The 14152-nt window shown below is 71.6% G+C and carries 16 protein-coding genes and 2 pseudogenes; 11 read left to right on the top strand and 7 right to left on the bottom strand.

The annotated features are described in order from the left end of the window. Window positions 1-908, top strand: a pseudogene (locus N5I75_RS02405) (cation:proton antiporter domain-containing protein); the annotation flags it as partial. On the opposite strand, the gene N5I75_RS02400 reads toward N5I75_RS02405, so the two are convergent. The 3 genes from N5I75_RS02400 to N5I75_RS02390 form a co-directional block, all read right to left on the bottom strand. Next, the gene (locus N5I75_RS02400; RefSeq protein ID WP_476673707.1) at window positions 887-1828 is read right to left on the bottom strand and encodes a 1-aminocyclopropane-1-carboxylate deaminase/D-cysteine desulfhydrase; all 942 of its coding nucleotides are present in this window, start codon (window positions 1826-1828) and stop codon (window positions 887-889) included. The pseudogene N5I75_RS02405 and the gene N5I75_RS02400 overlap by 22 nt on opposite strands. A 91-nt stretch (window positions 1829-1919) precedes the next feature. After that, window positions 1920-2510, bottom strand: a complete 591-nt coding sequence (locus N5I75_RS02395) for an N-acetylmuramoyl-L-alanine amidase (RefSeq protein ID WP_476673705.1) — start codon at window positions 2508-2510, stop codon at window positions 1920-1922. 150 nt (window positions 2511-2660) lie between these two features. Further along, entirely contained in the window at window positions 2661-2894 is a 234-nt protein-coding gene (locus N5I75_RS02390; RefSeq protein ID WP_476673703.1) for a hypothetical protein, read from the bottom strand. Between the two features lie 202 nt (window positions 2895-3096). Between N5I75_RS02390 and N5I75_RS02385 the strand changes: the two genes are divergently transcribed. From N5I75_RS02385 to N5I75_RS02375, 3 genes are all read left to right on the top strand, one after another. Beyond that, window positions 3097-4503: a family 2B encapsulin nanocompartment shell protein gene (locus tag N5I75_RS02385; protein WP_476673701.1), complete on the top strand. Its 1407-nt coding sequence runs from the start codon at window positions 3097-3099 to the stop codon at window positions 4501-4503. A 205-nt stretch (window positions 4504-4708) separates the two neighbouring features. After that, the gene (locus tag N5I75_RS02380) at window positions 4709-5788 is read left to right on the top strand and encodes a family 2 encapsulin nanocompartment cargo protein polyprenyl transferase (RefSeq protein WP_476673699.1); all 1080 of its coding nucleotides are present in this window, start codon (window positions 4709-4711) and stop codon (window positions 5786-5788) included. A 285-nt stretch (window positions 5789-6073) separates the two neighbouring features. After that, window positions 6074-6673 (top strand): GNAT family N-acetyltransferase, encoded by a 600-nt coding sequence (locus tag N5I75_RS02375; RefSeq protein WP_476673697.1) that lies wholly within the window; start codon window positions 6074-6076, stop codon window positions 6671-6673. 95 nt (window positions 6674-6768) lie between these two features. Here the strand turns inward: N5I75_RS02375 and N5I75_RS02370 are convergent, their stop codons facing one another. Beyond that, window positions 6769-7359: a TetR/AcrR family transcriptional regulator gene (locus N5I75_RS02370; RefSeq protein WP_476673695.1), complete on the bottom strand. Its 591-nt coding sequence runs from the start codon at window positions 7357-7359 to the stop codon at window positions 6769-6771. Between the two features lie 152 nt (window positions 7360-7511). Between N5I75_RS02370 and N5I75_RS02365 the strand changes: the two genes are divergently transcribed. From N5I75_RS02365 to N5I75_RS02345, 5 genes and pseudogenes are all read left to right on the top strand, one after another. Continuing rightward, window positions 7512-8102 (top strand): dihydrofolate reductase family protein, encoded by a 591-nt coding sequence (locus N5I75_RS02365; protein ID WP_476673693.1) that lies wholly within the window; start codon window positions 7512-7514, stop codon window positions 8100-8102. A gap of 27 nt (window positions 8103-8129) precedes the next feature. Then, window positions 8130-8465: pseudogene (locus N5I75_RS02360) on the top strand (DUF952 domain-containing protein); the annotation flags it as partial. A 24-nt stretch (window positions 8466-8489) separates the two neighbouring features. After that, complete coding sequence (locus tag N5I75_RS02355) at window positions 8490-9038, top strand: sugar O-acetyltransferase (protein WP_476673871.1); 549 nt, start codon at window positions 8490-8492, stop codon at window positions 9036-9038. After that, window positions 9035-9967, top strand: a complete 933-nt coding sequence (locus N5I75_RS02350) for a hypothetical protein (protein ID WP_476673691.1) — start codon at window positions 9035-9037, stop codon at window positions 9965-9967. The genes N5I75_RS02355 and N5I75_RS02350 overlap by 4 nt, the downstream gene beginning before the upstream one ends. 78 nt (window positions 9968-10045) lie before the next feature. Continuing rightward, a complete protein-coding gene (locus N5I75_RS02345) occupies window positions 10046-10501 on the top strand; it encodes a group II truncated hemoglobin (RefSeq protein WP_476673689.1) in 456 nt (151 codons plus the stop codon). Here N5I75_RS02345 and N5I75_RS02340 read toward each other — a convergent pair. Together N5I75_RS02340 and sodN are read right to left on the bottom strand one after the other, a co-directional pair. Further along, a complete protein-coding gene (locus tag N5I75_RS02340) occupies window positions 10491-11336 on the bottom strand; it encodes an ATP-grasp domain-containing protein (RefSeq protein ID WP_476673687.1) in 846 nt (281 codons plus the stop codon). The two genes, N5I75_RS02345 and N5I75_RS02340, sit on opposite strands and share 11 nt — an antisense overlap. A gap of 174 nt (window positions 11337-11510) precedes the next feature. After that, a complete protein-coding gene (gene sodN, locus N5I75_RS02335) occupies window positions 11511-11906 on the bottom strand; it encodes a superoxide dismutase, Ni (protein WP_476673685.1) in 396 nt (131 codons plus the stop codon). Window positions 11907-12063: 157 nt separating this feature from the next. On the opposite strand from sodN, the gene sodX reads away from it, so the two are divergent. Next, complete coding sequence (gene sodX, locus N5I75_RS02330) at window positions 12064-12516, top strand: nickel-type superoxide dismutase maturation protease (RefSeq protein ID WP_476673683.1); 453 nt, start codon at window positions 12064-12066, stop codon at window positions 12514-12516. Here sodX and N5I75_RS02325 read toward each other — a convergent pair. Further along, window positions 12411-13049, bottom strand: coding sequence for a CGNR zinc finger domain-containing protein (locus tag N5I75_RS02325; RefSeq protein WP_476673681.1), 639 nt, complete (start codon window positions 13047-13049; stop codon window positions 12411-12413). The genes sodX and N5I75_RS02325 overlap by 106 nt on opposite strands. Window positions 13050-13188: 139 nt before the next feature. Between N5I75_RS02325 and N5I75_RS02320 the strand changes: the two genes are divergently transcribed. Beyond that, a complete protein-coding gene (locus tag N5I75_RS02320; RefSeq protein WP_476673679.1) occupies window positions 13189-13950 on the top strand; it encodes a class I SAM-dependent methyltransferase in 762 nt (253 codons plus the stop codon). Window positions 13951-14152 lie beyond the last annotated feature (202 nt).

Here is a 14152-nt window from a genome sequence, read left to right as displayed (position 1 = left end):
GGCGCCTCCGGGGTCCTCGCGGTCGTCACCGTCGCCCTGTACCTCGGCACCACTCCTGGCAGGTCGACTTCGAGACGCGGCTCCAGGAGGCGGCCGTCTGGAAGGTCGTCTCGTTCATCCTGGAGTCGTCGGTCTTCGCGCTCATCGGTCTGCAACTGCGCGTGGTCCTGGGGGGCCTCGGCGAGTACAGCGTGGCGCAGGCCGTCTGGTACGCGGTCGGGGTCTTCGTCCTCGTGGTCGTGGTCCGCTTCGTGTGGTCGTATCCGGCCACCTACCTGCCGGTCTTCCTGTCGGCGCGGATCAGGGAGCGCGAGGACGACACCGACTGGAAGCGGCCGCTCATCGTGAGCTGGGCGGGGATGCGCGGCGTGGTGTCGCTGGCCATCGCGTTCTCCATCCCGCTCGTCACGGACGAGGGTGAGCCGTTCCCCGCGCGCAACCTGGTGCTCTTCCTGACCTTCACCACCGTCATCGGCACCCTCGTGGTGCAGGGGCTCAGCCTGCCGGCGCTCATCAAGGCCCTGAGGCTGCCGGGGCGCGACGTCCAGCGCGAGACGCTCGCGGAGGCGCAGGCCCAGAACGTGGCCTCCACCGCCGCGGAGGAGCGCGTGGACACCTTGATGCAGGACGAGCGCAACTGCCTGCCACAGCCCCTCCAGGACCGTCTGCACACCGTCCTGGAGCGGCGCCGCAACTCCGTCTGGGAGCGGCTCGGCCAGCCCAACCCGGTGACGGGGGAGTCCGCCGACGACACGTACCGCAGGCTCGCGCGCGAGGCCATCGCGGCCGAGCGCGAGGTCTTCGTACGGATGCGGGACGAGCGGCGGATCGACGACGAGATGATGCGCACCCTGCTGCGCAAGCTCGACCTGGAGGAGGCCGCCGCCTACCGCGAGGTCGACGACTGAGCGCCCTCGAAAGGAGCGCCGGTGACGACGGCGGCGAGCGTCGTCCCCGACGCGAACGCGCCCTCCTCCGTGAGCGTGACAAGGGCGTGGAGCATCTTGGCTACATAGAGGTGCTCGACCGGGACACCGTGGCGCCGCTCGAAGTCGTCGGCGAACTCCACCAGATACGCGGGCACGCGCGCGTAGCCGCCGCAATGGAAGCGGTCCTCGATGTGCCACGTGCCCCGGGGGCCGCCGAACGCCGCCTCTTGCAGGGCGCGGACCTCGGCCGTCAGGAAGCCGCCCTTCAGGACGGAGACGCCCAGGGCGCGCTGTCCGGGGGCGAGCCCGGCGGCGAGGCCCGCGAGGGTGCCGCCCGTCCCGCAGGCGACGGCGACGACGTCGGCCCGGCCGCGCAGTTCATGCCCGAGCTCCTCGCAGCCCGCCACCGCGCGGGCGTTGCTGCCGCCCTCGGGGACGACATAGGCGTCCGTCGCACCGGTGGCGGCCAGGAGCGCAACCAGGACGTCGGGGTCGTTCTTGCGCCGGTAGGTCGCCCTGTCGACGAAGTGCAGCTTCATGCCGTCGGCCGCGCAGGCGGCCAGGGACGGGTTGAGCGGCCGCTCCGCCAGCTCCTGGCCGCGGACGACGCCGAGGGTGGGCACGTCAAGGAGGCGTCCCGCGGCTGCCGTGGCCCGCAGGTGGTTCGAGTAGGCGCCGCCGAACGTGACGAGGGCACGGCCCTGCGCCGCCGCCAGGTTCGGGGCGAGTTTGCGCCACTTGTTGCCGATCAGATCCGGGTGGACCAGGTCGTCCCGCTTGAGCAGCAGACGCACGCCGTGGCGCGCGAAACGGCCGTCGTCGACCTCGGTCAGAGGCGACGGCAGCCGGGGGCGCAGGGCGCCGGTGATCGGGCGGGGCACCCGGCCATTGTCGGACATCGGACATCTGTCCGGGCACCGGCCCGCGCGCGGTGTGCTGTGCGAGACCGCGCGCGACGTGCTGCTCGGGACGGTGCGGTACGGGCTAGGGCTATTTGAGACGGTCACCGATGCGCTTGCGCATCGACGCCATCGTGAACCCCTTCGGGTCGATCTTCCCCGGCTGCCACTCCAGGTGGCCGATGACCGAGCGCTCCGTCCAGCCGTAGTGGCGGCAGACCGCCGCGGCCGCCTTCTCGATGGCCTCCAGCTGCACCGCGGGCCACGGATCCTGCCCGTCGCCCATGTTCTCGCACTCGAAGCCGAAGAAGTGGCGGTTGCCGTCGGTGTTCGCCTCGTTGTCGTGCGGCAGCGCCTTCTCGGCGATGACGGCGCGCAGGACGTCGTCGTCGCCGAGGCCCGCGTGGTTCGCCCGCCCGTACCCGACCAGGTGGACCCGGCCGTCCTTCGTGATGACGCCGTGGCACAGCGGCCCGGGCAGGCTCGGGTGCCCTTCGCGGCAGATCCGGACCGTGGCCTCGCTGCCCTTGGTGACGGTGTGATGGATCATCACCCCGTGCATCGGCCCCCAGGCGCCCTTGCTGTTGCGGTTGTGATGCTTCCAGTCGCCCACCTGGACGACCGTCAGCCCCTCGTTCTTGAGAACGGCGAGAAAAGTGTTCGCGGACATGGGTGGGGCCATGACCGTCTCCTCACGGGCGCGACGGCCGCCCGTCGCGCACCGTCTCGTACGCTGCTTTTACCCGTAACTACCGTGCGGGGACCAGTCGTTCGGATTCCGTGCGAGCCGTTCCGGACACCGGCGACCGGCCGCCCCCGCCGCGTGGGGCTCTCAGCCGCGCAGGAACCCGTCCCCGTTCGCCGCGATGTGCGCCTCCAGGGCCTGCAGCGCCCGCTGCGTGGCGTCCGGGCTGCCGGTGCCCTTGCGCTCCTCGTAGTACGCGGCGCCCAGCTTCTTCAGCAGATCGCCGCCGGCGCGCTGCGCCTGCACGTCGTCCAGCTTCTGCTTGCCCTGCGTCAGACCGCGCTGCGCCTGCTCCTTGGCACGGTCCAGGAAGCCCGCCATGGTCGTCTCCTCTTGCCGTCGCGAGTGGTGCCGTCGTGCTTGTTGTCCGATCAACGCCCCGCTGGACCGCGGAGTTCCGCAAAACGCGACTAATGCCCCGTCGGAGGTTGATCCATTCCCCCTCGTTTGTGTAATGGCGCGATCACGGAACGTGCTGAAAGTGTGTGCCGTCGCAGGTCGGTACCTGATCAGGAGGCATTCCATGTCGGTAGGCGAAGAGGTCCGCACGGAGCAGTCGGGGTCACAGAAGAGCCTCGGCACTTCCGCCGCGCGGAATCTGGCCACCACCAGCAAGTCCGCGCCGCAGATGCAGGAGATCAGCTCCCGCTGGCTGCTGCGGGCGCTGCCCTGGGTGAACGTCAAGGGCGGCACGTACCGGGTCAACCGGCGCCTGAGCTACACGGTCGGGGACGGACGGATCACGTTCGTGAAGACCGGGGACCAGGTGCGGGTCGTCCCGGCCGAGCTGGGGGAGCTGCCGGCGCTGCGCGGCTTCGAGGACCCCGACGTCCTGGCCGAGCTGGCCCAGCGGTGCACACAGCGGGAGTTCAACCCCGGTGACGTGCTCGCCTCCTTCGGCAGCCAGGCCGACGAGGCCTACCTGCTCGCGCACGGCCGCGTGGAGAAGATCGGGACGGGCCCCTACGGGGACGACGCGCGCCTCGGCGTCCTGGCCGACGGCTCCTTCTTCGGCGAACAGGCCCTCGTCGACCCCGACAGCATGTGGGAGTTCACGGCCCGCGCGATCACCGCGTGCACCGTGCTCGTCCTGCCGCGCCGGGACCTGGAGCAGGTCGCGGAGCGGTCCGAGTCGCTCGGCGACCACCTGCAGCAGCTGCGCGCCATCCCGGAGCAGCGGGCCAACGACTTCGGCGAGAAGGAGATCGACCTCTCCGCCGGCCATGTCGGCGAGGCCGTACTGCCCGGCACGTACGTCGACTACGAGTCGGCGCCGCGCGAGTACGAGCTGAGCGTCGCGCAGACCGTACTGCGCGTCCACACGCGCGTGGCCGACCTCTACAACCACCCGATGAACCAGACGGAGCACCAGCTCCGCCTGACCGTCGAGGCGCTGAAGGAGCGCCAGGAGTACGAGCTGGTCAACAACGCCGAGTTCGGGCTGCTCAACAACTGCGAGTACGACCAGCGGCTCCAGCCGCACAACGGGGCGCCGACCCCCGACGACATGGACGAGCTGCTCAGCAGGCGGCGCGGGTCCAAGCTGTTCCTGGCGCACCCGAAGGCCATCGCCGCGTTCGGCCGGGAGTGCAACAAGCGGGGTCTCGTTCCCGAGAGCATCGACATGGGCGGGCACCGCATCCCGACCTGGCGCGGTGTGCCGATCTACCCCTGCGCCAAGATCCCGGTCTCGGACGCGCGGACCACGTCGATCATCTGCATGCGTACGGGGGAGGACGAGCAGGGCGTCATCGGGCTCCAGCAGACCGGCATCCCGGACGAGATCGAGCCGAGCCTGTCGGTGCGGTTCATGGGCATCAGCGAGCAGGCGATCATCTCGTACCTGGTGACCACGTACTACTCGGCGGCGGTCCTGGTGCCGGACGCGCTCGGGGTGCTTGAGAACGTCGAGATCGGCCGGTGGCAGTGACGCGCCGTGCACGGTCTGCCGTGTCCCCGCCCGGCAGGGCGGGTACACCCAGGGGGTACGCGCCCGACACCAGCGGACCCGCCACCGTCCGCGCCCTGACCGGGGTGAGTTCATGACGCAGACGGCGGAGACGCGAGGGGCAGCGGGGCCTGCCGAGTCGACCACGGGCCGTGCGAGGACGGCCAGGGCGGTACCCGGGCCCGCGGTGTCCGACGAGGGCGTCGCCGGGCGCGGGGAGCTGAGCCCGGATGTGCGGGAGACCGCCGAGGCGGAGGTCATCCTGGCGCAGGCCAGGGCGTCGGTCGGGCCCGAACTGCGGCGCGCCGTCGAGTCGTTGCCGGGGCACATGCGCGATGTCGCCCTGTACCACTTCGGCTGGCAGGAGGCGGACGGCACGCCCGTGGCGGGGAGCGCGGGCAAGGCGGTGCGGCCCGCGCTCGTCCTCGCCGCGTCGCGGGCCCTCGGGGGGCGGGCCGAGCGGGCGGTACGGGCGGCGGCGGCCGTGGAGCTGACGCACAACTTCACCCTGCTGCACGACGACGTCCTGGACCGGGACGAGACGCGCAGGCACCGGCCGACCGCCTGGACCGTGTTCGGGGACGCCGACGCGATCCTGGTGGGGGACGCGTTGCAGGCGCAGGCCCAGCGGATGATCGCCGAGGACCCGCATCCGGCGGCTCCGGCCGCGGCGGCCCGGCTCGCCGCGTGCGTCGTGGAGTTGTGCTCCGGGCAGTCCACGGATGTGGCCCTGGAGCGGCGCGGGCCCCGGGAGGTGTCGCTGGAGGAGACCCTGGTCATGGCGGAGGCCAAGACCGGGGCGCTGCTCGGGTGCGCGTGCGCCATCGGGGGGCTGTACGCGGGCGCGGGCGCGGAGGAGGCCGCGGCGCTCGACGCGTTCGGGCGGGCCGCGGGCCTCGCCTTCCAGCTCATCGACGACGTGATCGGCATCTGGGGCGACCCCGCCCGCACCGGCAAGCCCGCCGGGGCCGACCTCGCCGTCCGCAAGAAGTCCCTGCCGGTCGTCGCGGCGCTCGCCTCCGGCGGCCCCGCGGCTGAGGAACTGGCCGCGCTGTACGGGGCTCCGGGCCCCGAGAAGGAGAGCCCCGCCGAGCTGGAGGCCATCGCCCTGGCCGTCGAGCGCGCGGGCGGCCGCGACTGGGCGCAGGCGCGAGCCGCGGACGAGATGGCCCGCGCCCTGCACGAACTGTCCCGGGCGGTGCCGGTGCCCGAGGCGGCGGGCGGGTTGCTGTCGCTGGCGGAGTTCGTGACGCGCCGGGGGTACTGAGAGCTGGCCGGGCCATCGGGCGCGGGCCGCTGCCGCTCAGGAGGGCCGCCGCTACAGGGGTCGGGGGACCCGGGGCGGCGGCCCCTTGCCGGTTGCTCGTCGGGCCCGCCGCTTCCGGCCCCGCCGTCCCTCGGCTCGGCGGTCCCTTGCTCGTTGCCGTTCCCGGTGCTCCTGCCACCCGGGCCCCGCCCCATCCCGTAGTCGCCCCCGCGAGTGATCGCTTAGGCTGCCAACCGCCGGTCGCGCAGTACCGGTTGACGGGTGCGCATCGAGGGGACGGTTGGCGTGGGTGTGGGGATTCGGCGGGCGCGGGCCAGTGAGCGGGACTTCGTCGTGGAGCTGCTCGACGAGGTGTTCCTGGACGACCCCGTGAGCAGCTGGGTGTTCCCCGAGGTGGAGCACAGGCGGGCGCGGCACGCGTATCTCATGGGGGCGTTCACCGACGCCACCTTCGCCGACGGCTACATAGACCTCGCGGAGGACGGCACCGCCGTCGCCCTGTGGATGGACATACCCGAGGCGGCGCCCAGTGGGGAGGGGGAGGATGGGCCCTCGCAAGTGCGTGCCGCCGTCGATCCCGACAATGAGCGCGTCGAGCAGATCGCTCGGCTGACCGAAGCCGCGCATCCCACGGGCCGGGCCCACGTCTACCTGTGGATGATCGGGGTCAAGCCGGAGCGGCAGGGCGAGGGGCTGGGGACCGCGATGATGGCGCCGGTCCTCGAGCGGTGCGACCGCGAAGGGGTGCCCGCCTACCTGGAGGCGAGCAACGCCCGTAGCCGCGCCCTGTACGAGCGGCTCGGCTTCGTGTTCACCGGGACGGCTGTCGACCTGCCCGACGGCCCGTCGCTGTGGCCCATGTGGCGGGAGCCGCAGAGCCACTGACCGCCTTTCAAGCGGCCATCTTTCAGGTGGCCACTTTTCAGGCGGCCATCTTCCAAGGGCGACCTTTCAGCGGCCACCTTTCAGGTCGCCACCCCTTAGGCGGTCGGCACGATCCGTTCGACCAGGCGTTCCACGATGCCATCCGGCACGCTCACGCCCGGGATCGCGCCGTCCAGCATCCCCGGCATCGTGAGGTGCTCCAGGATGAGCCCGAGCATGGCCAGATAGAGCAGCGTGATCTCCTCCGCGCCGCCGGGCAGCTCCGACTCGGCGTTGAACGCGATGCCGAAGTCGAGGTCGCCGCGGAGGGACGTCATCAGGGACGCGCGCAGCGCAGGGCGGCGGGTCGCCTCCAGGCGCATCTCCATCATGGCCAGGAACCCGGTGCGGTCGCCCTGCACCCGGCCCATCAAGTTGTGCATGAACGCCGTGACGAGCGCGCGGTCCCTCGGCCGCTTCAGCAGCTCCGCGACGTCCTCCGGCTTGGGCGCGAGCCGTTCGTGCAGCCAGGCGTCGATCTGGTGCAGCAGGTCGTCGCGGCTGGTGAAGTAGTTGGACGACGTGCCCGTGGGGACAGCCGCCGCCGTGTCCACCGCGCGGAAGGTCAGCCCGCGCGCCCCCTCGGCCGCGAGCACCTCGACGGCCGCGTCCACGAGGGCGGCCCGGCGCTCCGGGTTCTTCACCATGTCTCCGACTCCGTTCCCAGTCCCCGTAATCCCTTGGAACCACTCGTCATCCTTTGAGACCACGCGTAATCCCTTGCAACCACTACACCTGAAGCACTATAACTGAAGTGGTTGGGCGGTCGCCCTCCATCCCTCTGCGAAAAGAGACCGGTTTGCGCAAGCTCACGTACTTCATCGCCGCCTCCGTCGACGGCTTCATCGGTGACGAGTCCGGTGACGGAATGATGTTCATGTCCTACGTCGACGAGGAGTTCAGGGACTTCCTCGTCGAGGAGTACCCGGAGACCATTTCGTCGGAAGGGCGCCGCATCCTCGGCCTCGACGGGGTTGAGAACAAGAAGTACGACACCGTCCTCCAGGGCCGCCGCAGCTACCAGGTCGGCGTCGACACCGGGCTGCTCAGTCCGTACGGGCATCTGCGCGAGTACGTCGCGACGCGCAGCCTCGCCGAGTCCCCGCACCCGAACGTGGAGCTGATCCATGACGACGTCGTGGGCAAGGTGCGCGAACTCAAGGCGGAGAGCGGCAGCGAGCTGGGCATCTGGCTCTGCGGGGGCGCGCAGCTGGCCGGGGTGCTCGCGGACGACATCGACGAGCTGGTGATCAAGACGTATCCGGTGGTCTTCGGCGGCGGCATGCCCATGTTCGCGGGCCGGAAGTACGCCCTCACCGAGTTCGAACTGACGGAGAACCGGACCTTCGCGAAGGGCGCGGTCGTCCGCCGGTACAGCAGGCGGCGTTAGCCCTCGGCGAGCCCATAGATTGGGCCCATGGCGATCGAACTGCTGCACCTCACCGAGCGCGCCCTGTGGGAGAGCGCCCGGGCGACCGGCGCGTACACGATGTCGACCCGTGGCAAGACCCTCGAGGAGGTCGGGTTCATCCACTGCTCGTTCCCGCACCAACTCCGGTCCGTCGCCGACATGTTGTACGGGGCCGGGAAGGGCGGGGCGGCCGGGGAGCTCGTCGTCCTGGTCATCGACCGGGAGCGGCTCGACGTGCCGGTGCGCGTGGAGCCCGGGGTGCCGGGAGGTGAGGAGTTCCCGCATCTGTACGGGCCGCTAGCGGTCGGCGCGGTGACCGAGGTACGGGAGTGGCCGCGCCCCCAGGACCGTAGCCAGAAGGAGCGGATGCTCGCCGGGGACCTCTACCTCGCCGACGACCCCGTCCTCGCCGCCGACGCGCTGCGCGGTGCCGAGCTCGCCGAGCGGTACAACGCGAGCAGCGTCACCGACCTGCCGGCCCGCGGGGCGCTGCTGCGCGAGCTTCTCGGCGAGGTGGGCGAGGGCGTCGTGGTGCGTCCGCCGCTCGCCGTGGACTACGGGCAGTACATCAGCATCGGCGCACGGACGTTCGTCAACTGCGGGGCCGTCTTCCTGGACGTGGCGCCCATCCGGATCGGCGAGGACGTGCAGATCGGTCCGAACGTCCAGCTCCTCACGCCCACCCACCCCGTCGACCCCGAGCCGCGCCGCGCCAAGTGGGAGGCGGCGAAGCCCATCACGATCGGCGACAACGTGTGGCTGGGCGGCGGCGTCATCGTCTGCCCAGGCGTCACGATCGGCGCGAACACCGTGGTGGGCGCCGGGTCCGTCGTCACCCGTGACCTGCCGCCGGACGTCGTCGTCGTGGGCAACCCGGCGCGGGTCGTCCGCAAGATCGGGGCGGCGGGGGAGTGAGACGCCGGGGGGTGGTGTGCGTCGCGGCGGTGGCCGCGGTGGTGGCGATCGGCTGCGCGGGGGGCGACGGCGGCGCCGGGCACGCGAGGAGCTGGGCGGACGGGACGCCGGTTGTGCGGTCGGGCGACGAGATGCCCGCGCTGCCGCTGGAGCGGTACGAGTTCGACGGGGGCGACAAGGACGCGTTCCGGAGGATGGAGTCGGCGGTCGGGCTGCTCGCGCAGCGCTGCATGGTCCGGCACGGCTTCGCCGACTTCCCCCGGGATCCGAAGCCGTACACCATGGCCAGCACGTTCTCGACCACGCTGACGGCGGTCTCCGTGGACACGGGTCCGGTCGGCTCCCACGACCTGGAGCAGGCCGGGCGCTGGGGGTACGGCTGGGACCCGGCCAGGAGGATCGGCCCGCGTCGCCACGCCGGACGGATGATGACGCCGGAGGAGTCCGACGTCTACTACGGCGACCGGCGGGCCGGGTACAGCGGCTGCTCGGGGGAGGCGTACCGGCGGATCCAGCGCGGGGTGCGTGACGTCAAGCGCGTGTGGACGTACGTCACCGAACGCGAGTACGCCGTCCGCGAGCGGGCCGAGCGGGACCCGCGCCTGCGTCGCGCCTACCGGACCTGGGCGGACTGCGTCGTCGGCAAGGGGTTCGCGCGGTACGCCGATCCCGTGGCCGCCTCCACGGACAAGGCGTGGCGGCGCGGACAGGACGGCAACACGGAGCACACCCGGCGCGAGGTCGGCACGGCCGTCGCCGACATCGAGTGCAAGCGCGCCCACCATACGGCCGGGGTGTGGTGGACGGTCACGGACCGCCTTCAGCGACGCGAACTCGCGGTGCGCCGCGCCGAGTTCGACTCCGTACGCACGGACCGGGACCGGTTGCTCGGCAACGTGCGGGAGGTGCTGGGGCCGGAGGGCTTCTGAGGAGTTCCCCGGGCCGGGGCCGTCGGGTAGCTTCCGCCGTGACGGTCACGTTGGCCCTGGCGCTGGGGGGTGCCGAGCATGACGGAGCACACCGGATCCCTGTACGAGCACGCGGGCGGCGACGAAGGGCTGCACCGGCTCGAGGAGATCTTCTACACCAAGGTCCTCGCCGATCCGGTGCTCAAGGCCCTCTTCCCGCGCCGCCGTCCGCACCATGTCGAGCACCTGACCTGGTTCACGGCCGAGTCGCTCGGCGGGCCCGACCGCTTCACCCGTGACCTGGGCTTCCGCCACCTCATCGACGTGCACAGGAACCTGGCGATCACCGAGGAGCAGCGGGCGCGCTTCGCCGAGCTGTACGAGGAGTCGCTGGACGAGGCGGGGCTGCCCGACGACGGGCCGTTCCGGGAGGCGTTCCGCTCGCACATCGAGTTCGGTACCCAGGTCGCCCGGCAGAACTCCCTGGCCGGGAGCGAGGAGGAGTTGCACCCGTTGCGTGAGGTGCCGCGGTGGCAGTGGCCCGCTAGTGGGTGAGGGCGGCGCGGAGTGAGGCGGTCATCGCCGTCACGAACGCGTCGCGTGCCGGGGCGTCCAGGACGTCGAGGGAGAGGTACGGGTTCAGGTCCTCCAGCTCGACGAGGAGGAGGTCGCCGGCGCGGGTGCGGCAGGCGTCGACGCGCTGGATGCCGTACGGCAGGGCGTTCCAGTCGATGAAGTGCTGGGCGAACGCGCGGTCGGCGGCGGTGGGTTCGTACGGGCGCAGCTGCCAGCGGCGCTCGGGGTCGGGGGCGTGGAGCGCGTACTGGAGCGTGCGGTCGACGAAGTAGAACGAGACCTCGTAGACGAAGTCGATGCGGGGCTGGATCAGGAGCGCGTGGGCGGAGTGGGTGAAGTGGGTGGCGGGGAGGTCGCGGAGTTCGGTCGGGGACACCACGCGCATACCTGTCGAGTCCGCGCCCAGTTTCGGCTTCACCACGTACGCGGCGGACTCGGGGAGGCGGTCGAGGTCGGCGGTGCTCTCGACCGTCGGGATCACCGGGTGGCCGGCGCGGGACAGGTCCGGCAGGTACTGCTTGCCCGCCATGTCGGCGCGGCCGGTCAGCGGGTTGTAGACGGTCGTGCCGCGGGCGAGGGCCGCGGCGCAGAAGGCCGCGTACGCCTCCGGGTGGGCGAGGACCGGGCCGCTGTTGCGGACCACGACGGCGTCGAAGCCGTCCATGAGCGCGGTCGCGTCCAGGGGGTGACAGAGCGCCAGGTCGAAGGCCGGCCGCAGACGCGAGGTGAGGTGGATGTCCTCGTCGCAGTAGCGGCGGCCACGGGCCTGGTAGGCGAGGTCGGTCACGTACAGGACGCGGGGGCGGCGGGGCACGGGTCTCCTGGAGGTGGTGTACGCCGAAGGGGCCCGGCCGAGTTCTGTCGGCCGAGCCCCTTCTATCGGTCCGGGGCCCGCGAGGGTGCACCGCCCGCCGGTCACCGGAACCGGTGAATTCAGCAGCCCTGGATCAGGCTGTGAAGACCGTGATCAATCTTGATCAGGCCTTGATCAGGCCTTCTTGGTCTCCCAGAAGATCTTGTCGATCTGGGCGATGTAGTCGAGCGCCTTCTGGCCCGAGGCCGGGTCCGTCGACGCCTTGGCGGCCGAGAGGGCCTTCAGGGTGTCGTTGACCAGCTGGTGCAGCTCCGGGTACTTCTCGAAGTGCGGCGGCTTGAAGTAGTCGCTCCACAGCACCGAGACGTGGTGCTTGGCGAGCTCGGCACGCTGCTCCTTGATGACCGTGGCGCGCGCCTGGTAGTGCGGGTCGTCGTTGCCGGCCATCTTCTCCTGGACGGCCTTGACCGACTCGGCCTCGATACGGGCCTGGGCCGGGTCGTACACGCCGCAGGGGAGGTCGCAGTGGGCGCTGGCCTTCACCTTGGGGGCGAACAGGCGGGAAAGCATGTGCTGTCCTTCCTCGTGATCGTCTTCTCGGATGCGACATTACTCCGTGCAGCACGTGTTTTCGCGGGTGCCCCCGGGGGCTTAGGCCAAAAGTCCAGGGTGACACTGGGACAGGTGGAGGATGGGACCGGCGGACGGAAACCGGGGAGGTCGGCAGATGCCCGAGACGATCGAAGAGGGGCGCGGGACGAAGGTGCCGTTTCAGATCATCGAGGTGGACGGCCCGTCGATGGTGCCGACGCTGTACCACGGGGACTGGATGCTGGTGCAGTACGGCGCGCGGGTGCGGCCCGGCGACGTCGTCGTCCTGCGCCACCCCTTCCAGCAGGACCTGTTGGTGGTGAAGCGGATCGCCGAGCGGCGCGAGGGCGGCTGGTGGGTGCTCGGCGACAACCCGGGCGCCGGCGGTGACAGCACGGTGTACGGGGTCGTGCCGGACGACCTCGTGCTCGCCAAGGTCCGCGGGCGGCTGCGGCGGCGCAGGCCGTGGGCCGAGGGCGAGGGTCAGCGCTCGGCGGCCGCCGTGGTGTCCTGGGCGCTGGGCGCGGTGCGGCCCGTGCTCTCGGGCCGGTCGGGCCGCTCGGCCTCCAGGCGCTTGCGGGCACGGTAGGCGGCGACGTTGGCGCGGGTCGCGCAGCGGTCGGAGCAGTAGCGCCGGGAGCGGTTGGTGGAGGTGTCGAGGTACGCGTTGCGGCACGGGGACGCCTCGCACAGGCCGAGGCGGTCCACGCCGTACTCGGTGAGGTGGAAGGCGAGGCCCATCGCGGCGATCGCGGCGTAGCCCGCCGACGCGTTCGAGGGGTGGTCGGCGAGGTGCATGTGCCACAGGGGGCGGCCGTCGTCGTCGCGGTGGTCGTGGCCGGAGATCTGCGGGCTCACCGGGAACTCCAGGAGAAGCGAGTTCAGCAGGTTGACCGCGAGGGTCTCGTCGCCGCCGTCGGCCGCCTCGAACACCGCGCGCAGGCGGGCCCGGACGCTCCTGAACCGGGTCAGGTCGGCGTCCGCCGCGCGGCGGGCCGCCTCCTGGTTGGCGCCGAACAGCGCGCGCACCGCGTTCACGGACGTCAGGCTGTCCTTGCCGCGGACCGGTTCCTCGGTGTTGACGAGGCGCACGGCGTAGTCCGAGTAATAGGCCAGTTCCACTTGTAGTCCTTACGGGGGCGGGCTAGGGTCCGAGCAGGGCGCTTGTAATGCCTGTTCTGGCTTTCAGGGTATTACTCAGCGTATTACGCACTGGCTGACGCAGGGCATCACGCACACGATGCCCGTACGGGAGGGCTTCATGACCGAGATCGCCGCAGGTACCGACTGGCAGGCCTGGCAGCGGAGCTGGGACCGGCAGCAGGAGTGGTACATGCCCGACCGCGAGGAGCGGTTCCGGGTGATGCTCGACATGGTCGAGGCGTGCGTCGGGCGGGCGCCCCGCGTCCTCGACCTCGCCTGCGGCACCGGCAGCATCACCGCGCGGCTCCTCGCCCGGTTCCCGGAGGCGACCAGCGTAGGGGTCGACCTCGACCCGGCGCTCCTCGCCATCGCGGGCGGCACCTTCGAGGGCGACCCGCGCGTCGAACTCGTCACCGCCGACCTCAAGGACCCGCGCTGGACGGAGGCGCTGCCGCACACCTCGTACGACGCCGTGCTCACCGCCACCGCCCTGCACTGGCTGCACTCCGGACCCCTCGCGACGCTCTACGGCCAGGTCGCCGGAGTCGTCCGGGACGGCGGCGTCCTGATGAACGCGGACCACATGATCGACCAGTCGACGCCGCGGATCAACGCCGCGGAGCGGGCGCTTCGGCACGCGGGTATGGAGGCGGCGAAGGCGCGGGGGGCGCTCGACTGGGCCGCGTGGTGGGAGCTGGCCGGCGCGGATCCTCTGCTGGCCGGGCCCACCGCTCGGCGGTTCGAGATCTACGGGGAGCATGCGGAGGGGGATACGCCGTCCGTGGGGTGGCATGTGGGGGCGCTGCGTGATGCGGGGTTCTCCGAGGCGCGGGCGGTGTGGGGGTCGCCGTCCGATGCGATGGTGCTGGCGCTGAAGTGACGTTGGCGCGGTGCTGGAGTGAGGTGCCGGGCGCGTCTGCGGGGTTCTGGTGCGTCGCGGGGTGCGGCTCTCGTCGTGGCCGGTCGCGCAGTTCCCCGCGCCCCTGAAGGCGTGCGGCTGCGCCGCGCCTTCCCCTCGGCGTACCCGCGCCCCTGAAGGCATGCGGGCGCGCCGTGCCTTCCCCGATGGGTGACCCCGCGAT

Source organism: Streptomyces sp. R818, assembly GCF_056172735.1.
Note: the sequence above shows the minus strand (reverse complement) of the source record. Positions and strands in the feature narration are given on the sequence as shown.